Annotated in this window: 18 protein-coding genes; 7 read left to right on the forward strand and 11 right to left on the reverse strand. The window is 35.3% G+C overall.

Features of this window, described 5'->3' with window-relative positions; genetic code table 11:
- Positions 1-30: 30 nt before the first annotated feature.
- The 6 genes from V7P73_RS03245 to V7P73_RS03270 form a co-directional block, all read right to left on the reverse strand.
- Positions 31-1347 (reverse strand): 4Fe-4S dicluster domain-containing protein, encoded by a 1317-nt coding sequence (locus tag V7P73_RS03245; protein ID WP_333851435.1) that lies wholly within the window; start codon positions 1345-1347, stop codon positions 31-33.
- A gap of 3 nt (positions 1348-1350) precedes the next feature.
- The gene (locus tag V7P73_RS03250) at positions 1351-2304 is read right to left on the reverse strand and encodes an MlaD family protein (RefSeq protein WP_333851437.1); all 954 of its coding nucleotides are present in this window, start codon (positions 2302-2304) and stop codon (positions 1351-1353) included.
- 121 nt (positions 2305-2425) lie between these two features.
- Positions 2426-4573 carry a peptidylprolyl isomerase gene (locus V7P73_RS03255; RefSeq protein ID WP_333851439.1) on the reverse strand — a complete coding sequence of 716 codons (2148 nt, stop codon included), beginning with the start codon at positions 4571-4573 and terminating at the stop codon, positions 2426-2428.
- 128 nt (positions 4574-4701) lie between these two features.
- Positions 4702-5304 (reverse strand): hypothetical protein, encoded by a 603-nt coding sequence (locus V7P73_RS03260; protein WP_333851441.1) that lies wholly within the window; start codon positions 5302-5304, stop codon positions 4702-4704.
- Positions 5305-5321: 17 nt separating this feature from the next.
- The gene (locus V7P73_RS03265) at positions 5322-5897 is read right to left on the reverse strand and encodes a hypothetical protein (RefSeq protein WP_333851443.1); all 576 of its coding nucleotides are present in this window, start codon (positions 5895-5897) and stop codon (positions 5322-5324) included.
- Between the two features lie 73 nt (positions 5898-5970).
- Positions 5971-6528 carry an RNA polymerase sigma factor gene (locus V7P73_RS03270; protein WP_313098529.1) on the reverse strand — a complete coding sequence of 186 codons (558 nt, stop codon included), beginning with the start codon at positions 6526-6528 and terminating at the stop codon, positions 5971-5973.
- A 120-nt stretch (positions 6529-6648) separates the two neighbouring features.
- Between V7P73_RS03270 and V7P73_RS03275 the strand changes: the two genes are divergently transcribed.
- The 6 genes from V7P73_RS03275 (at position 6649) to glmM (ending at position 12349) form a co-directional block, all read left to right on the forward strand.
- The gene (locus V7P73_RS03275; protein ID WP_333851447.1) at positions 6649-7398 is read left to right on the forward strand and encodes a Rossmann-like and DUF2520 domain-containing protein; all 750 of its coding nucleotides are present in this window, start codon (positions 6649-6651) and stop codon (positions 7396-7398) included.
- 57 nt (positions 7399-7455) lie between these two features.
- Complete coding sequence (locus V7P73_RS03280; RefSeq protein WP_333851449.1) at positions 7456-8352, forward strand: GLPGLI family protein; 897 nt, start codon at positions 7456-7458, stop codon at positions 8350-8352.
- A gap of 98 nt (positions 8353-8450) precedes the next feature.
- Positions 8451-8705 (forward strand): FeoA family protein, encoded by a 255-nt coding sequence (locus V7P73_RS03285; RefSeq protein ID WP_333851451.1) that lies wholly within the window; start codon positions 8451-8453, stop codon positions 8703-8705.
- Complete coding sequence (gene feoB, locus V7P73_RS03290) at positions 8702-10732, forward strand: ferrous iron transport protein B (RefSeq protein ID WP_333851453.1); 2031 nt, start codon at positions 8702-8704, stop codon at positions 10730-10732. Before V7P73_RS03285 ends, feoB begins: the two co-directional genes overlap by 4 nt.
- A 7-nt stretch (positions 10733-10739) precedes the next feature.
- The gene (locus V7P73_RS13960) at positions 10740-10883 is read left to right on the forward strand and encodes a FeoB-associated Cys-rich membrane protein (RefSeq protein ID WP_442896955.1); all 144 of its coding nucleotides are present in this window, start codon (positions 10740-10742) and stop codon (positions 10881-10883) included.
- Between the two features lie 83 nt (positions 10884-10966).
- Positions 10967-12349, forward strand: a complete 1383-nt coding sequence (gene glmM / locus V7P73_RS03295) for a phosphoglucosamine mutase (protein ID WP_333851455.1) — start codon at positions 10967-10969, stop codon at positions 12347-12349.
- Positions 12350-12404: 55 nt separating this feature from the next.
- Here glmM and V7P73_RS03300 read toward each other — a convergent pair whose 3' ends face one another.
- From V7P73_RS03300 to ruvC, 5 genes are all read right to left on the reverse strand, one after another.
- Positions 12405-13640, reverse strand: a complete 1236-nt coding sequence (locus V7P73_RS03300; protein WP_333851544.1) for an MFS transporter — start codon at positions 13638-13640, stop codon at positions 12405-12407.
- Between the two features lie 218 nt (positions 13641-13858).
- Positions 13859-14224, reverse strand: coding sequence for a hypothetical protein (locus V7P73_RS03305; RefSeq protein WP_333851456.1), 366 nt, complete (start codon positions 14222-14224; stop codon positions 13859-13861).
- Positions 14221-15723: a GH3 auxin-responsive promoter family protein gene (locus V7P73_RS03310; RefSeq protein ID WP_333851458.1), complete on the reverse strand. Its 1503-nt coding sequence runs from the start codon at positions 15721-15723 to the stop codon at positions 14221-14223. Before V7P73_RS03310 ends, V7P73_RS03305 begins: the two co-directional genes overlap by 4 nt.
- 237 nt (positions 15724-15960) lie before the next feature.
- Positions 15961-18087 carry a helix-turn-helix domain-containing protein gene (locus V7P73_RS03315; protein WP_333851459.1) on the reverse strand — a complete coding sequence of 709 codons (2127 nt, stop codon included), beginning with the start codon at positions 18085-18087 and terminating at the stop codon, positions 15961-15963.
- Between the two features lie 123 nt (positions 18088-18210).
- Positions 18211-18765 (reverse strand): crossover junction endodeoxyribonuclease RuvC, encoded by a 555-nt coding sequence (ruvC, locus tag V7P73_RS03320; protein WP_333851461.1) that lies wholly within the window; start codon positions 18763-18765, stop codon positions 18211-18213.
- 101 nt (positions 18766-18866) lie between these two features.
- Between ruvC and V7P73_RS03325 the strand changes: the two genes are divergently transcribed.
- Complete coding sequence (locus V7P73_RS03325) at positions 18867-21599, forward strand: M16 family metallopeptidase (RefSeq protein ID WP_333851462.1); 2733 nt, start codon at positions 18867-18869, stop codon at positions 21597-21599.
- The last annotated feature ends 413 nt before the right edge of the window (positions 21600-22012 follow it).

Below are 22012 nucleotides of genomic sequence, written 5' to 3' on the forward strand. Positions count from 1 at the left end.
TAATGTAAATGTTCTTTTTACTTTAAGAGATTAATCATTAGCCCAATTCAATCTATCAGCTTGATTATATTGCCAAGGCGCTGCATTGTTTTCCACATTGGTCATCATTAAGTTTAATTCTTGTGGCGCTGCGGATTGTTCCATTACCAAGAATCTTCTCATTTCGAAAATAATTGATAAAGGATCAATTAAAACCGGGCAAGCTTCTACACAAGCGTTGCAAGTAGTACAAGCCCAAAGTTCTTCTTTGGTGATATAGTCGTTAAGTAATTTTTTTCCGTCATCTACAAACTTACCTCCGTTTGTATTTAGATTTTTCCCAACTTCTTCCAAACGATCTCTGGTTTTCATCATAATCAATCTTGGGGATAATTTTTTTCCTGTGATATTAGCTGGACAAACCGATGTACATCTTCCACATTCTGTACAAGAATAAGCACTTAAAAGTTGATGTTGATTAAGATCAAAAATATCTTCTGCACCGAATTTTGACGGAACTTCAGCTTCACCTTCTGCAGGAGCTGCGTAAGGATCTGCATTCGGATCCATCATCAATTTGATTTCTGTTGTTACAGAATCCAAATTATTGAATTTTCCTTTTTTCTCAAGATTAGCAAACCAAGTATTTGGGAATGCTAAAATGATATGCAAATGTTTGGAATAATAAAGGTAATTCATAAAGAAAAGAATCCCCACAAAGTGAAACCACCAAGCAGATTTTTCGACAATATGAAGTGTTTCTAAGTTGAAATTCCCAAAGAATGGAAATAGATGTTTTGAAATTGGAAAATTGGAACTGAAACGAGCGGAATCTGCATAATAATCTGCACCGTTCATTGTGAAGAAAGCAACCATTAATGCAAATTCAATAATCAAAATCCAGTTGGCATCATGTTTAGGCCAACCGAAAAGTTCTTTCATCGTCAATCTCTTGACTCCGTAAAAATTTCTTCTGATGAAAAATACGACAACTGCAAATACAACTAAAGCTGCAAGAATCTCTAAAGTTGCCGTGAAAAAGGAATAAAATGATTCTCCAAGAACGCTTGCTAAAAATCTGTGTGTCCCGAAAATACCATCGACAATGATTTCTAATAATTCTATATTGATAATGACAAATCCAACATAAACAAAAATGTGCAAAACCCCAGCGATAGGACGTTTTACCATTTTGCTCTGTCCAAGCGCCACTCTGGTCATAGTTGCCCAGCGTTCTGCTTTTCTGTCGGTTCGGTCAATTTCTCTTCCGAGTTTTATATTGCGATATAATTCTTTCAGGCTTTTAGCAAACAAGCCGAAACCTGCAATCAATAAAATCAGAAATATTACATTGTCAATATATTGCATAAATTACTTTTTTTCAGAATTTTTACCAAAAACCGAGAAGTTCACATATCTTTTCGGATTAGCTTTGAAATCTTCTACCAAAGCATTTAGGTTTTTAGAAGTCTTTTCAAGGTTATTGTAAAGCTCTTCATCTTTTGCCAATTTACCAAGAGAACCTTCTCCGTTTTGTATGCCTGAAATAACGTTATTCAGTTTTCCAGCGGTTTGGTTGAACTGGTCAATTGTTCCGTTTAGTTTATCGATATCTACACGTTCTGCAACAGATCCAAATTTATCCAACGTTTTGTGAGCCGTCACCATTGCATTGTTAGCATTAGCAACAACTTCGTGAAGACCTTTTTCATTATTGGCAAGAATAGCATTTGTTCTATCAGATGCACCTTTAAAAGATTCGATGGTTCTGTTAAGATTTGACAACAACAATTTGATTTCTCTTCTGTTTTGCTCATCTACAATTTTGTTTGTACTTGCTAAAGTTGAATCCAACCTCAATAATACATTTGACAATTGATCTTTAACAGGTTTTACTTGAGACGAAAGAGAATTAAGCATCGACAATTGATAATTTCCTTTCAGCGTATCACCATCTTTTGCAATTCCTCCTCCATAAGCAAGGTTGATTTTCATTTCTTTTCCTGACATCAATCCTGGTTCAAAAATCTCTAAAGTAGAATTTTTTGAAAACTCGAATTTGTCGTCTATTGTCAATTTAACAACAAAATGTAATTTGCCATCTTTTGTAGTTATCGGTTTTATTTCATCTACTTGTCCTACCTTCAATCCATTTATAGAAACAGGATTGGAAACAGAAAGTCCTTCTACATTATCATACTTGGCATAGAACACATTATCTGTTGTGAAAAGATTTTTTCCTTTCATAAACTGATAAAGCACAACGAAACCAATTATGGCGAATATAGCGATTAATCCTGTTTTTAATTCTTTACTTAACTTCACGTTTTATTTGGGTTTTACTAATTAGCAAATATAAGCATATTGGGTTTATAATTCATATAAATAAAAAACAACAAAAGCGACAATTATGCCGCTTTTGTTTATATTGATAAATGTTGGGAAATTATTTCTGAGCTGTTTTGTCCCAAACTTCGATTCTAAAATCTTTAATGTCAGCATTATCCTGAAGACTCTTCAAGAAAGCGCCTGTAAACTGCTGAGAGTTTTGCTGGTTGATAGACTCTGTAATCTGTTTGATATCACCCGGCAATTTGTTAGTCTTAACAGATTTTTTAACCACTAGATAAACACCTGTCATTCCTTCAATTGGCTGAGATAATTTGTTATTTGCCACTCCAAATGCTGCACCAGCAACTTTAGGCTCCATAGCACCATTTACAGCTGGGTTGAACAAGTTAACATCTGTATTTCCTTTTGTAGTTCCAAATGCTTTCGCTGCCTGATCAAGAGTAGAATATTTTCCAGCGTTGATTTTCTCAATAATTTTCTTAGCAAGAACTTTATTTTTTACAATTGGCTCAATTTGATCTCTTACAGTTTCCGGATCTGCAAGACCTTCATCTTGTTTTCCTACAACGTAAGCTACAATTCTGTCACCAGTTCCTTCTACTGTAAAGATATCTGTATCACCAATTTCTCTTTTCTTATCAAAAGCCCAAGCAATCACATCGCTATCCTTATCTGTGTTAAGACCTGGAAGCGTTCCTTGAAAACGACCAACCGTTTTAGGATTATCGAATCTGTACTTGTTCTTTTCAGCTAAGCTTTTGAATTGATTGAAACTTTTTCCTTCAGTCTGTTGAATGAATCTTGTTGCTTGAGTAAGAACTTGATTTTCTGTTTTGTCAGAGGCTTTGATGTTTTTAGCAAGATGAGCCACTTTATATTTTAAACTTTCTGGTCTTTCATCGACTTTAATAATATGGTAACCAAAATTTGTCTCAGCTAATCCAATATCTCCTTTTTTGTGAGATGCTAGGAAACTTAAATATCCTGGCGCAAATGGAGATGATGGCGTTGTCCAACCTACACTTCCGTTTCTTTCGACAGCATTTGGTTCATCAGATTGTTTAAGGTTTTCGTTAAACTTAGCAGGATTTGATTTTACTTCAGCCAAAATTTTCTCAGCTAAAACTTTAGCTTCTTCTTTAGATCTTGTAGCTGTTGATCTTTCCGCTCCTTTATATCCAATCAAAATATGGCTTGAACTTACAGAATCAGAAGGCTTCATTTGTCTATCCAATAATTTTGAAACGACATAAAGCGTTTGTTCTTTGTAAGGACCAAAAGTCTGTCCTATAGAAGCAGTAGCAACTTTATTTTTTATTTCTTGAGGTAATTGAGAAGTAGTTACATACTGAGGAATGAAAGGAACATCAGAGTTCAATTCTACGAACATAGAATCGTTTGTTGTATTCTGGAAGTTTTCTGCTCCGTTAGAAGCATCTGTTCCTTTAAGATATAATTTGTTGATTTCGTTCAATGTTGCAGCATCATCCTGAGCACTTGGAGTAGCTGGGAAATAAGCATAAGCCAAATTTCTGCTAGCAGTTGCTTTGAATCTTGTTGGATGCAATTTGATATAATCTGCAAGATCTTGAGTTGTCACTTTTACGTCATTCTTTTTAGAGAATTCAAGGTAATCAACTTTTACAAAATCGATGTTTGCCATATCATCACGGAACTTGATCATCAATTCAGCTTCTTTTTTGCTGGTTGTGATTCCTGAAGTGATATTTCCGAATAACATTCTAGCCATCATTCTGTACTCGATTGATTTTCTGTTCTTCAACCAATAAGAATAATTCTCAGGACTAGTCGTTTGAGCTTTTTCTATTTCAGATTTAATTTCCTGAAGTTTGAAATTACCTTTCTCATCAAAATATTGTTGATTTTGAGCGAACATTGGATCGTATTGCAATTGGCTCCAGAAAATATCATCAGTCAGCTGGAGACCCATTTTATCAAACTGTTGCTTGATTAATTTTGACTGTACAAGAATCTGCCAAGCCTGCTCCTCAAGACCTTTTGTAGGTTGACCTTGCTGCTGAGCCTGTTGCTGCATGATGAATAACTGGTCGTTGTACTCATCTCTTGTAATATCTTCGCCATTCACTTTACCAAAAACGTTCGGGTTTTTTGAGAACATTTTATCAAAAGTATCTGCGTTGAAAAGAAATGCCACCAATCCTAAGGCTATTACACCTAACAGAAGCCATGATCTCTTTCTAATTTCGCCTAAAATTGCCATTTTATATTATGTGTTTATAATCAGTTTGCGAAAATACATATTTTTAGCAGAATAGGAAAATTATTTGGATACATTTGTGAATGTGCAATATAAAATAAGAAAAACCTCTAAATGTAGAGGTTTTTGGTTTACTTATCGTTTTTTTTATCGAGAACTTTTTCTCGCATTTTTCCTTCTGTTTGGAACAACTTCAAAACCTGTTGCGGTGTAAGGATTTTTAAAAATTTGTCCGCGTAAGTTCTTCGGTTGTTGAGAAGTTGTTGTCCAACATCAAAACTTTGATTAAGTCTTCTCGTTGCTTCTTCATCAGAAAGGTTTCCAATATTATTTTCTACAAGAAATTTTTCTTTAATCTGTTTTTGATTAGTTTGATATTCATTATAAAGCGCTTTGAATTCTTCTTGTTTATCTGCAGAAATGTCTATATCATCAATCACGATATTTTCTTTCATCTTCTGTAGAAACATAGAACGTTCTTTTGTAGACATATTGTTCACGACCTCCCTTTTCTCTTGGTTATTCATAGTTCTCCATTCAGAAGTTCTGGGGATATTGTTCTGTTTCTGCATGCTTCCAATCGGTGATAATGATGATGCAGAATTACCGCGCAAAGTAGAATTTGAACTCGAATTAGACCTTAAACTTGTAGTGCCAGATCTTCTGTCTTGTCCACTAACTGTGTGTGCAGAAAAAAAACCGGTAATTAAAAAAGTCAATAACAATTTTTTCATTTCTCTCTATTTTGTTATTAATTATAAAGGTCAAGATAGACATCTTGCTCACTATTTCTATCCAAATCTTTCAATTGTTCTGGCGTAAAAGCTACTAAAACCTTCTCTACTTCTGACTCGGATTTTCTCTTAGTTTCTACAGCGTAATCTTGTCGGTCTGTCTTATTAAATGATTTACCAGTAGAAACATTTACTTTAGCAGAAGCAATCTGATGATTTTTAACATTTTGTTTTTTGATTACATCTGCATGATGTTCTTCAGTCGCTGTATTATTTGCCAATTGTTCTGATGTATTGCTTTTAGGCTCATTAATATTATAAACAGAATCTACAATCGGTTTATGATTGGCAAGGCTTTGTGTTTCGGAAGAATTATCAACTCCTAAAAACGCTGTAATTCCCGCTATCAAAACTACTGCAGCTGCAGCCATCCATTTGAAATTCAGAGAGAAAACTTTTGCTTCTTTCTGAACAACGGGAACTTTCTCTCCAATTGTTTTCGAAATCACTTGATCCTGAAGCGTTTTGAAAAACTCATCCGAAGGTTCCGGATACGGCGTATTTCTGCTCAGTTTTTCTATATCAATTTTCATTTGCTCTTATTTAATTTTTCATTTGTCAAAAGCAACGTCAAAGACGTTTCATAACTATTATTCTATTATTATTTTAAAACTCTTCCGAGTAGTTGTCCTTTATATATTGCTCCACTTTATCTTTTGCGTAATGATAATTGGTCTTCAAAGTTCCGACGGACATATCCAGTATCTTAGAAATCTCCTCGTAAGGCAAATCATCATAATACCTCATATTAAAAACCAATTTCTGTTTCTCTGGCAAAGTTTGTATCGCTTGTTGCAACAAAACCTGGATTTCTTCTCCATCTTTGCCAGCAGTATCAGCAACTAGATTCTGCATATAATATTCTGCATCTTCATCTGTTTTCTTCATCCGGTTCATTTTGTTGAGTTGTTGCAAAGCCTCGTTGGTTGCAATCCTGTAGAGCCAAGTGTACAATTTGCTATCACTCTTGAACTGATGAATGTTCTGATACGCCTTGATAAAAGTATCCTGTAAAACATCCTGAGCTTGGTCGTGATCCACAATCAAACGTCTGATATGCCAATAAAGGCGACTCTGATAGATATCCATCATCGCGCGCAAACCTTTCTCTACAGTTTGAGGTGCAGTTAAAAGCTTTACAATTTCCTCATCGTTGAGCTTCATTCAGATGTTTCGTTGTTTTGATTAAAAAATAAGACCAAAGTTAAATTTTTTTTTGAATTTTCTTTGAATTTATATTAAGCATAACTGTTTAAAAATTAGTCAAAACTTTATCTTTGTTGTATGGAAACAGTTATCATCGGCTCTGGAAATGTTGCTTATCACTTAGCAAAAGCTTTTACTCAAAACAAATTAGAAGTTCTTCAAATTTTTGGGCGTAATGAAATTGAGTTAAAAAAGATTTCAGAAGAATTCAACATTCCTTTTTCGACAGAAAAATTGGAAGATGCAGATTTTTATTTGATTTCTGTTTCAGATTCTTCGGTAGAACAAGTTTCAGATTTAATCAAAAATGAAAATGCTTTAGTTGCTCATACTTCTGGTTCTCTTCCACTAGAAATCCTGAAAGGTAATTACAGAAAAGCAAGTTTTTATCCTTTGCAGACTTTTTCCAAAACCAAAAACCTGGATTATTCCAAAATTCCTTTTTTCATTGAGGCCGAAAATCAGATTGATGAAAAATCATTATTTGAATTAGCATCTATTATTTCTGAAAATGTTGAAACTTCGGATTACGAAAGACGAAAATACATCCACTTGACAGCTGTTTTTGCCTGCAATTTTGTGAATCATCTTTTTGCAAGAGCTAAAGAAATTTCTGATTCTCAGGATTTAGATTTCAATTATTTCATTCCTTTGATTGATGAAACTGTGGAGAAAATTCATCATTTAGAACCGAAATTGGCACAAACAGGACCGGCCGTAAGAGGAGATGAAAGAGTTCTGAAACTCCACGAAGATCTGATTACTGATAAAGAACATTTGAAAATATATCAATTGATGAATGAATCGATAAAAAAAATGTATCAATAATTCTGTAACATTTTTCAGAATCCTGCACTAATTAGTCATAAATAAGAAAATAAAAATATGAAATCTCTCAAAAAATTAGTCATTCTTCCTTTGTTATTATTAGGATTAATGGTTTCTGCACAAGAAACAGCCAACCGTTTTTTTTATGAATTAACATATAAACCAAAAAAAGATTCTGCAAGATTGGACAAAGTAATGACAACACTTGACATTGCTAAAGACAAATCAATTTATCAGGATTTCACTTTGCCTGCACAAGATTCTATCATCAAATCTGCAGTTGAAGAAATGGAGAAAACAAAGACTTTTAAGGATATGTCCAAAATGATAAAATGGCCAAAGTTCTCCTATAAAATCTACAAAAACTATCCTGCAATGACAGAAATGTATGTTGACAGAATCAACAGAAATCTTTTTGCATACGATGAAACAATTAAATTCGATTGGAAAATTCTAACAGAACAAGAAAAAATCGGAACTTATAATACGCAAAAAGCGACAACCGAGTTTGGGGGAAGAAAATGGACAGCTTGGTTCTCAACTGATATTCCTTTCCAAGACGGACCTTATAAATTCTACGGATTACCTGGATTAATCGTAAAAATTGAAGACGACGAGAAAAATTATTCTTGGCTATTATCGGGTAACAAAACTGTGAAAGACTGGAAAGAATTTACTTATGCTGAGGAAGTTAATGCAAAATACGGAATGAGTAATGAAAAGAAAACGATTGCTAAAGATAAATTCGAAAAAGCTTACGCTGCTTTCAAACAAGACCCAATGGCAGAAGCGAGAACTCAAATCCCACAAAATATGCTTTCCATGAAAATGCCGGGAAGCGACCTTACCATTGGAGAAATGCTGAAGAATCAAGAAAAAATGCTCAACGATTTCTTCAAATCTACAGACAATCCAATAGAAGTTCCACAAGTCACAGAGAAAAAGAAAAAATAAATATCTAACCGGAAATTAGTTTCCGGTTTTTTTTATGACAAACATCTTATTTAGATTAATTTGAAATAAGCTATCTTTGTAGTCCAAAAATTTTAGTCTTGCAAACAAAACACATCGATAAGCTCTGTTGTTTTCCGAAAAATAAAATCGGGAAAATTCTTGGTTATGACAACGAAAGCCTTCAGATGCCAACCAAAATAATCGAAATGGGATTGCTTCCGGAAACCACTTTCAGAGTTCTTTATCAGGCGCCTTTCAATGGACCTCTTTATATAGAATACGGTTCTGATAAAACCAGAATCGCCCTGAGAGAAGCAGAAGCAAGATTTATTAAGGTAGAAGTTTCGGAATGATGCAGGACAAAAAGCAAAAACAAATTCTATTGGTTGGAAATCCCAATGTCGGGAAATCTACACTTTTCAATATCCTTTGTAACAGAAAACAAAAAACGGGAAATTATGCTGGTGTAACGGTTGCCAGCCATTCCGGAAATTACATTTACAAAAATGAGGAAATCGAGGTTATCGATTTGCCTGGTTCTTATAGTATCTATCCAACTTCGGAAGACGAAGCCCTTTTTTCTCGTTATCTGATTCAGGAGGATTATTCTGGCGTTGTTTATATTGCTGACGCTATTAATATGAGAAGAAGCTTGCTTCTTTTTCAGCAGATTCAGGATTTAGGAATTCCAGCGATTTTGGTTGTCAATCAAGTGGATGAAGCTGAAAAACGAGGAATCAAAATTAATATTTCCAAACTTTCACAGATTCTGAATATTCCGGTTTTTGAAACCAACGCCAAAAATAATGTTGGAATAGAAACCGTTCGTGAAGCAGTTTTTAATAATGAATTCAAAATTGCGGAGACTAATTCATTCGAAATTCCATTAGAACAAAAATCTTTGGTTTATAAGATTTCATCTAATACATCAGAAAAAAATCTTTACAAAATCTGGACACTTTTAGCGGCAGATACTTATCTCGGAAAAATTGAAAATATCCACGAGATTATTACTCAGGAAGATTCAAAATGTAGTGTTCCAAAACGTCTTCAGATTACGGAAACCGTAAGGAGATATCAGAATATTGATAAAATTACAGCTCAGATTACCGAAAAGAAACCTCAATTAAAAGAATTGCTGACAGAAAGATTGGACAAAGTTCTGGTTCACAAGTTCTGGGGTTATGTCGTTTTCTTATTTATTTTATTAATGATTTTCCAAGGTGTTTTCTTCCTCGCAGAATATCCGATGACCTGGATTGAGGATTTCTTCACTTGGTTGTCAGAATTTTCAGGCGAACATCTTCCTGAAGGACCAATTAATTCTTTGGTTTCTAGCGGAATTATTCCAGGAATCGGTGGGATTTTGGTTTTTGCACCTCAAATTGGAATTCTTTTGTATTTCCTTTATTTATTAGAAGATTCAGGATATATGGCGAGAGTTGTTTTCCTGATGGACAGAATGCTGAGACCTTTCGGATTGAATGGAAAAAGTATTGTTCCATTGATTTCCGGAACAGCTTGTGCCATTCCTGCGATTATGTCCACCAGAAACATCGAAAACGTAAAAGAAAGATTGATTACAATTCTTGTAACGCCTTTTATGACGTGTTCTGCAAGACTACCAATTTACAGTATTATTATTGGATTGATTATTCCTGATGAAAGTTTTTACGGTATCAAATACAGAGCAATTGCATTAATGATAATGTATCTGATTGGATTTTTGATGGCTTTATTTTCATCATTTATTTTGAAAAGTTTCATCAAAACCAAAATCAAGAGTTTTTTGGTAATGGATTTGCCAACTTACAAAATGCCATTGTTCGGATATGATTTCAAATTGGTTTTGGGGAAAGTCTGGGAATTTATTTCTGGAGCCGGAAAAGTGATTTTCACGGTTAGTATAATTCTTTGGGCTTTGAGCTATTTTGGTCCCCCACAACATAAAGATGAATTGGTAGCAACAGAATCTTCCCTTGACCATTCTTATCTTGGAAGAATTGGTAGAAAGATGGAACCAGCAATTGCGCCACTTGGTTACGATTGGAAAATGGGCATCGGAATCCTGACAAGTTTTGCAGCGAGAGAGGTTTTTGTTGGAACATTATCTACACTTTACAGTTTGGATGATGAAGCACCAGAAGGAAAACTCATCGAAAAAATGAGATTAGATGTTCATCCCAATGGCGAAAAAGTTTTCAGTTTTGCAACCGGTGTTTCGATTTTACTTTTTTATGCTTTTGCGATGCAATGTATTTCTACCATTGCGGTTGTTTACAGAGAGACAAAAAGTTTGAAATGGACAATGTTACAAACCTTTTCAATGACATTGTTGGCATACTTTTCGGCATTGATTGTTTATCAAATTTTAAAATAAATTTAAAATGGACAATTCATTATTGATACAATATATTATCGTTGGCGTTATCGTTTTAGCTGCTGTTTATGCAATCGTTCGAAAATTCTCAAAAACATTTTCTAAAAAAGCCAAAGGGAAGAACTGCGGGCCTGATTGTGGGTGTTCTTAAATTAATATTGTTAATATAGAATAGTTTTATTTTCTAACGGAAATGATATTATCGTATTTTTGTCAAACCTTAAAAATAAGAACATGTCTTTAATAAAATCAATCTCAGGAATACGAGGAACCGTTGGCGGAAAAGTAAATGATAACTTGACGCCGCTTGATGTTGTAAAATTTGCTTCGGCATTCGGAACTTGGCTTCAGAATAATAAAAATAAAAAAGACTTAAACTTAGTTGTCGGAAGAGATGCAAGAATCTCTGGTCAGATGGTTTCTTCTCTAGTCACTGCAACTTTGCAAGGTCTTGGGATTAATGTTATTGACTTAGGACTTTCTACTACGCCAACTGTTGAAGTGATGGTTCCTGAACTAAATGCGGATGGCGGAATTATCCTGACCGCTTCTCACAATCCAAAACAATGGAATGCCCTAAAATTATTGAATGACAAAGGCGAATTCATCAGCGGAGAAAATGGTGCAGAAGTTCTGACCTTGGCGGAAAATGAAGATTTCAATTATGCGGAGGTTGATGATTTAGGAAAATATGAAACCAGAGAAGATGGTTTTGATATTCATATTCAGAAGATTTTGGAATTACCAACGGTTGATGTTGAAGCGATAAAAGCTAAGAAATTCAAAGTAGTCTTGGATGCGGTTAACTCTACTGGAGGGATTTCTATTCCACCGCTTTTGGAGAAATTGGGCGTGGAAGTTGTGAAGTTATACTGCGAACCAACCGGACATTTCCCACACAATCCTGAACCTTTGAAAGAACACCTTGGCGACATCTGCGAATTGGTTAAAAAAGAAGGCGCAGATATGGGAATCGTAGTGGATCCAGATGTTGACAGATTGGCTTTGATTGATGAAAAAGGCGAAATGTTTGGCGAAGAATATACTTTGGTTGCTGTTGCAGATTACCTTTTGAAAAATAAAAAAGGAGCTGCTATTTCCAATCTTTCTTCTAGTCGAGCTTTGAGAGATGTTGCGAAAAACTTAGATTCAGAATATTTTGCAAGTGCTGTTGGAGAAGTGAATGTCGTTAATCTAATGAAAGAAAAAAATGCCGTAATTGGTGGTGAAGGAAACGGTGGAATCATCTATCCAGAATTGCATTACGGAAGAGATTCTTTGGTTGGTGTTGCATTATTTTTAACACACTTAGCCAAAGAAAATAAAACAGTTTCTGAACTGAGAGCAGGTTATCCGGCTTATTTTATGGGCAAAAAGAAAATCGAATTGACTCCGGGAATTGATGTGGATGCTTTGCTTGTGAAAGTTCAGGATGAATTTAAAAATGAAGAAATCTCAACTGTTGATGGTGTGAAAATCGATTTCGCTGAAAACTGGGTTCACTTGAGAAAATCTAATACAGAACCGATTATCAGGATTTATACAGAAGCTTTTTCTCAGGAAGAAGCCGATGAATTGGGCGATGATATGATTGCGAAAATCAGAAGTTTGATATAAAATTAAAGGAAGCAAATTTTGCTTCCTTTTTTGTTTTGTAATCTTTCTAAGAATATTAATACTCCATCTTCCTCAACTTCTTAGAAGTCGCTCCGATAAACAACGCCGTCAAAACCGTCATTGTTCCACCAAAAACTACCGAGCGAACAACACCCATCAGTTTTGCTGTCAATCCACTTTCAAACTGTCCCAATTCATTGCTTGACATAATAAAAATCGAATTCACGCTCAGAACTCTTCCTCGGATTTCTTCAGGTGTTTTCAACTGGACAATTGTTCCTCTAATCACAACACTTATTCCGTCCAACATTCCGCTTAATACCAAGAATCCAAAGGACAACCAATATAATTTGGACAATCCAAATCCGATAATACACAATCCGAAACCAGCCGCCACAAAAAGAAGAATTTTACCTTGATTTTTTCTTAATGGAACTAATGACAATGTAATGATAATCAACATCGAGCCAATATCAGATGCCGCATTCAGAAGACCAAAACCTTCTGAACCAACTTTCAGAATATCGCTTGCAAAAACCGGAATCATCGCCACCGCTCCACCAAAAAGAACGGCAAACATATCCAACATTTGAGCACCAAGAATTTCTTTAGTTCTATAGATATAAGCCAAACCTTCCTTCATACTTTCGAAAACTTTCACGTCTTTTTTCTTTTTCTCAGACTGTTGTTTATTGACGGTCCAGAAAAACAAAGAAGCAAAGGCCATACTTGATATAATCACAACCAAAGTCCATTTGATACTAATCAAAGCAATCAAAAATCCACCTAAAGCGTGACCAGATACTGATGCGATTAGATATGTAGCTTGATTCAGCGTCACAGCATAAGGCAGATTTTCCTGTTTTACAATTCTAGGAATCATCGCAGGAACAAGCGGCCCGAGAAAAGAACGGCAGATTCCTGTAAAGAAAATCACAGCATAAATAAAATAAGTAATCTCGTGTCCCGTAAAATGCATCCTATGACCAAAAAAAGCCGGAATTAGAAGCAAACTTATCAGAATCACATAAGCATAATTACAAATCAAAAGCAGTTTTTTCTTCTCATTCATATCGATAATATGACCCGCATAAAGCGCACAGGAAACCGCAGGAATCACTTCAGAAAGACCAATTAATCCAATAGAAAAAGGATCTTTTGTCAACTGATAAACCCACCAACCAAGCAAGGTTGCGAGCATCCTGAAAGCGATGATAAGAAAAAATCTTCCTGTAAGAAGATGAAGAAATTCTATATTTTTTAAAACTCGAATTGGTGTAAAAGAAATCATTATGCAAAAGTAGGCGTTGTACACCAAATACTTCCACATAAAGCCAAAAATTTTCAGGAGCTATTTCCCGCTTTCCGTTGCAATCTTTTCCTTTTCAAAAAAGCAAAAGGATTTCCACTGCAATCGGGGCTAGTCAGAACCGTTTGTCAAAAATCAGAACATTTCAACCAAATCAGATTGAAACGTTCTCTATTTCGTATTATAAAATTTTTAGAATTCTAGTAATAGTAATAATTGTCGTTTGAATTATTCACCAATGATACAATCAATGCGACAAAAGCGGTCATACCAGCAACAGAACCTACAACAATCGCAGTAGTTCCACCTGGATTATTCTTTTTAATCACTCTTATATTATCTTTTGCAATAATTACTTCTTGACTATTGGAAACTCCAATAATTTTGTCATCTTCTACAGCAGAAAACCGAACCTTGTATTTTGGTTTATTGTTCTCATAGAATGTATATTTTTTTCCTGTTTCGACTGCGGAAAAATCATTCTTATTGATATTGTTTCTGTAGATAGCTGTAGTACAAGATTGTAATAATAGAAGCAAAGAAATAAGAAAAGAAAAAGTTTTCATTGTAAATTTAGTTTCGCCAAATATACTGCAATTTTTCTATCATTTGCCAAGCGCGGAATTTTATTTTGACCACCTAATTTCCCTTCAGATTTAGCATAATCCTGAAAAGCATTTTTCTTCAATTTTGTAATAACCAGCGGTTGCAGAATATTTCCGGATATCAAATCATCATAATATGTATTCCTTTTTCTGAGTTGTAAATCAAGTTCAGTTTTGAAGCCTTCAAAATTTTCAGGTTCTTTTTCAAACTCGATGAACCATTCGTGGTAAGGCAATCCTTCCGTTGGATTAACTTCTGGTGCGAGATGGAATTCTGTAATCTGAGCAGGAAATTTTTCAACCGTAGCTTTCAAAGCTTCTTCAACCTCAAAAGCAATCACGTGTTCGCCAAAAGCCGAAGTGAAATGTTTTGTTCTTCCGGAAACTAAAATACGGTAAGGATTTTTATCAATAAATCTTACAACATCTCCAATGGAATAGGCCCAAAGGCCAGAATTGGTGGTTAGAATCAATGCGTAATCTTTATTAAGTTCAACCTCTTTTAATGTCAATCTTTCTGCATTTGGTTTTCCGTATTGTTCGAGTGGAATAAATTCGTAGAAAATCCCATGATTGGTTAATAGTAATAATCCATCTTTTGTATAATCATCCTGAAATGCAAAGAAACCTTCCGAAGCTGGAAAAGTCTGAACAATATCGACAGGTTTCCCCAGCAATTCATTCATTTTGTCACGATAAGGTTCGTAGTTAACTCCGCCCGTAATGATCAATTGAAGATTGGGAAAAATCTGTGTGATTTTTTTGTGATGTCTGTCAATCAGTTTTTCAAAGTACATTATCAACCAAGGTGGGATTCCGGAAATCAAAGTCATATTTTCATTCTCTGTTTCTTCTACGATTTTATCAACTTTGGTTTCCCAATCTTCGATACAATTGGTTTCCCAGCTTGGCAGTCTGTTTTTCTGAAGATAATTTGGAATATGATGTGCAACAATTCCTGAAAGTCTTCCCGTCTTTACACCATTGACTTCTTCCAATTCCGGAGAACCTTGCAGGAAAATCATTTTTCCACCAACAAAATCTGCATTATTTTTTTTCTCGATGTAATGAAAAATCGCACTTTGTGCTGCTGCGACCTGAAAAGGCATTGCTTCTTTGGAAATCGGAATATATTTGGAGCCAGAAGTTGTTCCGGAAGTTTTTGCGAAATATTCTGGCAGATCCGGCCAAAGGATTTTGGATTGTCCTTTTTTGACTTTCTCGATATAAGGTTTTAAATCTTCATAATCTGCAACAGGAACATTCTTTTGGAAATCCTCAATTGATTTTATAGATTCAAATTGATGTTCTCTTCCAAATAATGTTTTCTCCGCTGTTTTGACTAAATCTAAAAGCAATTCTTGCTGATTCTGAATCGCATTGCTTTTAAACCTCTTGGATTTTTCGGTATGTTTTTTTGCCCAAATAAGAGCGATATTTTTCTTGATGAAATTTAACATTAATAAAATTTTCAATTGTCAAATTTATGAACAATTCTTTATGTACAATTAATTACGAACTACAATCTTTATCATCCCGATTAATGTAACGAAGAGGTTAGATAAAGTCAATCTAAACTACTGAGAGAAACCGACTGAATAAAATGTAGCTGAGAGAAAGCGCCTTTGCAAACTTTAAAAAAAACATTTTCAATAATGCCAGAAAAAAACCTTGTGAACGCTGCGTTTAAAATAAAATTATTTCTTCAAATTCAAAAAGTAATTCCAAATCAATCGAATCTCGCCATAATCAAAATCCGAAGGCAAAACAGATTTCCAATCGTTGATATTCTCTTTTGGTTCTGCCTTGAATTGTTTTTCGAACGCTTCAACTTTACTTTTTGGGTAGATTCTCAGCAAATCATTTTTATCCAATAAATTTTGCTCAGCATATTTTGACAGATGCCCGAAAATCGTAGAATTGACCAAGCCTCGTTCTTTCGCAATTTCAGAAACTGTTTTTCCATTTTGGAAGAGTTGATAAGTCAAAACGTGGGTCGGAACTTTCTTGATGGCTAATGAAACTTCCACATCTTTTTCTTTATCGAATAACGGCGTTTCCAACAGATAAACCTCTTTCAAATCCTTAAGATAATCTTCAATATCATCCAGCCAAACACGGAAATCTTCGTTGAAGGCTTTCAATCCTTTCACGCCTTTCGTTTCAGAATAGAAATCTTTAAGCGGAGAAAATATTTTCTCATTCACATTCGAGAAAAAGAAGTTGACAGCACCTTTGGCTTTAATTTCAATCTCAGTCCATTCTTCCTCACCTTGCAGGAATTTCTGAGTTTTCTGGAGTAAGATTCTTTCGAATTTTTGAAAAATCGTAATGTAATTTTCAATGTCTGCTTTCAAGCAATGATAGAGATAATCGGCTTTTTCTTTGTCGATGAATTTACTGCTTCGGCTGATAACCATCCAGTTTTCCAACGCAGACTGAAACCAGACACAATCAATCCTTCTAATGACTTTCTGGATGCTATAATCATATTTTTCAGCATTCAGGATTTCCTCGATTTTTGCATTGGCGTGCGTCTCATCCTGAAACTTTGAGACTCTTTTATCAGAAAAAATAACTTCAGGCGTAATTTTAGATTTAAGGACAATTCCTTCCAATGTTCGGCAACGTGAAAGTGCTACATAAACCTGTCCGGAAGCGAAACTTTTTCCCGCGTCAATAATCAATCTGTCGAATGTCAAACCTTGACTTTTATGAATCGTAACCGCCCAAGCCAGACGAATCGGAAACTGTTTGAAACTTCCCAAAACTTCTTCCTTGATGTTCTTTTCATCATCCAAAGAGTATTTTTTCTGCTCCCAAGTTTCTGCTTTTAGAGTGATTTCTTCTTCACTTCCATCTAGAATTACAGAGATTTCATCTTCATCGAGATAAGAGATTTGAGCGAGTTTTCCGTTGTAATATTTTTTATCGGGCGACGTGTCATTTCGGATGAACATAATCTGCGCACCAACTTTCAGTTCCAGAACTTCATCATTCGGATATTGCGTTTCCTTGAAATCTCCAACAACATCTGCCGTGTAAGTGTGAGATTTTCCACCGAGCTCTTTAATTTTTTTTTGATTGATATCATCCGCCATTTTGTTGTGCGAACATAGATAAACATAGGCTTCATCTTTTGGGTCAAAGTCGGGTTGATATCGTTCGTTCAAAGCTTCAAAGTCGATATCTTCTGTAATTCCGTCTCTAATCGCATTTAGGATTTCTAGAAAATGTTCATCAGTTTGGCGGTAAACTTTAGTCAATTCAAGCGTGATGAAATTACTTCCTTCTAAAGCTTTGGCGTCAAAGAAGAAGGGCGAAGAATAGTACATCGCCAAGATATATTCGTCTCTCACAACCGGAGGCAACTGATAAAGATCGCCAATAAACAACATCTGAACACCACCGAATTTCTGCTGATTTCTACGAACGTGTCTCAATGCAAAATCCATCATATCCAAAACATCCGCCCGCAACATTGATGCTTCATCAATAATGATAATTTCGATTTCGCGGAGAAGTTTGAGTTTGTCTTTTCTATATTTGAAATGAACCATCAAATCGGGAATATTGTTTCCTAAATTCTGGTCAATTCTTTCTGTAGTTGGAAGAAAAGTTCTGAGAGGTAAACCAAACATAGAGTGGATCGTAACGCCACCTGCATTGATTGCTGCAATTCCTGTGGGTGCAACTACAATGTGTTTTTTCTTGGTTTTTTTTACAAAATCGTTGAGAAATGTAGTTTTCCCCGTGCCTGCTTTTCCCGTCAGAAAAATGTTCCGGTTGGTGTGTTCTACGATTTCAAAAAGAGAGTTATTCATCGATTCAAAGATAGAGAATCAAGAAACAAGAATCAAGTGGAAACAAACAAGAAAAAAGGAAAAAGATTTAATGAAATAGCTTCGAGAGCCCCTGCCTGACAAATATTCATCAACAACTAATCACTATTTTATCCTATCTGGATTCTGCTTTAGAAAACTGTCCCAGCCAGAATAAGATTTATCTGTAGAGATGTTTCCTGAGTTGAAATGATGACAAACAGCAACCGCCAAACCATCGGAAGCATCAAGGTATTTTGTAGGAAATTCTTTTAATTTAAGAAGATTCTGGAGCATTCCTGCAACTTGCTCTTTGCTTGCGTTTCCGTTTCCGGTGATGGCCATTTTAATTTTCTTTGGAGAATATTCTATGATGGGAATATTTCTGTGGAGACTAGCTGCCATTGCAACACCTTGAGCTCGTCCTAGCTTCAACATACTTTGAACGTTCTTTCCAAAAAATGGTGCTTCCAAAGCGGTTTCATCTGGGTGATATTCGTCAATCAAAGCTAAAGTTTTATCGAAAATGACTTTTAGTTTGGTCTCGTGATTTTCATATTTTTTCAGGATCAATTCGTGGATAGCTACCAACTCCATTTTATTTCCTTTGACAGAAATAATTCCAAAACCCATAATGCTTGTTCCAGGATCAATCCCTAAAATGACTTTTTCAACTAACATATCGGCAAAATTACGTTAAGATTTTCATAAATATCGAATACAAAATGTATTTTAGACGAAAAGTATTTAATTTTAGATACTTAAAAATTAACAATCAAAATATGAAGAATCTTCTACTGACTGTGGCTGTCGTTTTCTATGCTGGGCTTAACACGCCTGCATTTGCACAAAAAGCCGAAACTCCAAAATTTATCAGCAATACAGAAGGAATCAAAGAATATTCCCTGAGCAACGGGATGAAAGTTCTTTTGCTATCGGATCCATCTCAAAGTAATGCTGTTGTGAATATCGTTTATAATGTTGGCTCCAAGCACGAAGGTTATGGCGAGAAAGGTATGGCTCACTTGCTGGAGCATATGTTGTTCAAAAGCACGAAAAAATTAGGTGATATCAAAAAAATGTTGTCTGACAAAGGTGGAAATGCCAATGGAACAACTTGGTATGACAGAACCAATTATTATGAAGTTTTCCCATCCAATGATGAGAACTTAAAATGGTTTTTGGAAATGGAAGCCGACAGAATGATTAATGCAACGATTCTTCAATCTGATTTGGATAAAGAATTTTCTGTTGTAAGAAATGAGTTCGAGATCGGAGAGAATAGCCCAAGTGGAGTATTGATGGAACGTATCGTTTCTGCAGCTTATCTGTGGCACAACTACGGAAATAGTACTATTGGAAGTAAAGAAGATGTGGAAAGAGTAAAAGCGGTAACGCTTAGAAAATTCTATGAAAAATACTATCAGCCAGACAATGCAACTTTGATTGTCGCAGGAAAATTTGATGAGAAAAAAGCATTGGACTATATTGCGCAATATTTCTCAACGATTGCAAAACCTGCAAGAGTTCTAGAAACGCCTTATACCGTAGAGCCTGCTCAGGATGGCGAACGTTTTGTAGAACTGAAGCGCGCTGGAGACAGCAAAGTGATTGGAGCGCTTTACCACACGGCTCCTTATGCGGATAAGGATTATGCGGCGTTGGATGCTTTGCAGGAGATTTTAACGGCTGACCCTTCCGGTTACCTTTACAAAGCGATGATTGATTCTCACAAAGCAGCTTCTGTTTATGCTTATCAACCTTTGGTGAGAGATGCGAGTTTTATGTATTTCGGTTTGGATATTCCGGCTGACAAAGATTTGAAAACTACGGAGAATGATTTCCGTGCCGAATTGGACAAGATTGCCACCATCAAATATACAGACCAAGACGTTACGAGAGCGAAAGCAAAAATCCTTAAACAAGTAGAAAATGTCAAAAATAACACAATTGGTTATGCTATTAATTTGACAGAAATTGTTGGTGCTGGAAACTATAAATTGGGAATGATTTATCGTGACACCGTAGAGAAATTAACGGCTGCAGATATCCAAAGAGTAGCTGCTAAATATTTCAAGACTAATAACAGAACAGTTGGTGTTTTCATCCCTTCAAAAGATGAGGTAAGGGTTAAAAATGTAGAATATACAGATGATCAAATTGCGACTTTGACCAAGGATTACAAAGGAAAAGCATTGGAAAAAGATGCTGCACCTTTCGAAGCGAGTATCAAAAATCTGAAAGCTAGTTTGACAGAAGGCAAACTAAGCAATGGAATGAAATACGGCTTGATCAAGAAAGATATCAAAGGCGGTAAGGTTCTTGGAAGTTTCAAATTTCCTGTAAGTAATGCTAAAGATTTGAACGGAAAATCTGATGTTGGTTCTCTAATGGCTCAAGTCCTTAAAACAGGAACTAAAAACCACACCAAAGAACAAATCCAAGATATGCTGGATGAGTGGAAATCTAACATCAATTTCGGATTCAGTGGTCAGACATTGTTCGTGAATTTCAGTACTTACAAAGACAGCTTGCCAAAAGTAACGTCATTAATCAAAGAAATCCTGACCGAATCTACTTTCCCAGAAGCAGAATTAGCAAAAACAGTAAACGAGTACAACACCTATCTGGAAAGTTCTTTGAATGATCCTCAGTCCGTTGCTTTTACAGAAATCGAGAAAATTACTGAGAATTATCCTAAAGAAAGTATCTATTACACAGCTTCTACCAAAGAGCAAATCGAAAACAATAAAAAAGTTAAGAGAGAGCAGTTGGTAGATTTCTACAACAAAATTTTAGGTGGAAACAACGGTGTAGGTTCTGTGATTGGAGATGTAGATACCAAAGCTGTTGCTGCATTATTAGAGTCAACTTTCGGAAAATGGGATTCTAAATCTAAATACGAATACATCAAACCAGAACTATTCGCAACCAAAAAACAAGACAAAGAATATCTGACTCCGGATAAAGAAAACGGCGCAGCTGTAGGAAAAATCAGTTTCTCTATGGACAGAAAATCTCCGGATTATCCAGCTTTTGTTATCGCAAACGAAATGTTAGGAAGCGGTGGTTTCTTGACGGCGAGAATCCCGACCAGACTTCGTGAGAAAGAAGGAATCAGCTATGGTGCAGGTTCTTTTGTCAACATCCCAATTGATAACAATGTGGCGTCTTGGTCTTGGTACGCATTCTTCAACCCGACCAAAAAAGATGCAGTGAATAAAGCGCTGAAAGAAGAAGTGAACAAAGCAGTAAAAGACGGTTTCACAGAAGAGGAATTCAAATCCAATTTAACTTCTTGGCTCAACTCCAGAAAAACAGGTTTAGGAAACGACAATACTTTGATGGGCTTGGTCAATTCTCAGCTTCAGTATGGTCAATCTTTGGATGAGTACGATGCTTTGGAAGCAAAAGTTTCTGCGCTTAAAGTAAGCCAAGTGAATGATGTTCTTAGAAAATACATCAGCGAAGACAAGATGACTTCTGTGTTTGCAGGAGATTTTAACAAGAAATAATTGCTATTTCTATAAAAATCAAACCGTCTCAATAATATGAGGCGGTTTTTTATTTTCAAATTTTAGGAGCCGGGAACCTGCTTTCCGTTGCAATCTTTTTTGCATTACATTTAGCCAATCAAAAACATCCGAAACTAAATGCAAAAAAGGATTTCCACTGCAATCAGGGCTAGGAGTTTTCACTACAAAAGAAGGTATCACTTTCAATAGAAATATCCTATTATACTTTTGTCATTCCGAAGGAATCTTAACATAGTAAATCGAGGAATATTTAACTAAGCTATCTCAGATTTAATATATCTTTTTTAAATCCAATTTGTCAAAATCTCAAAACCCAAACAAAAAACCACCTCAGCTACCCGAAGTGGTTTGTCATAAGATAATTTTAGGTTTTGATATAAATTAAGTTCTTC

The sequence above is a fragment of the Epilithonimonas sp. genome (assembly GCF_036780765.1).
Taxonomy (GTDB): domain Bacteria; phylum Bacteroidota; class Bacteroidia; order Flavobacteriales; family Weeksellaceae; genus Epilithonimonas.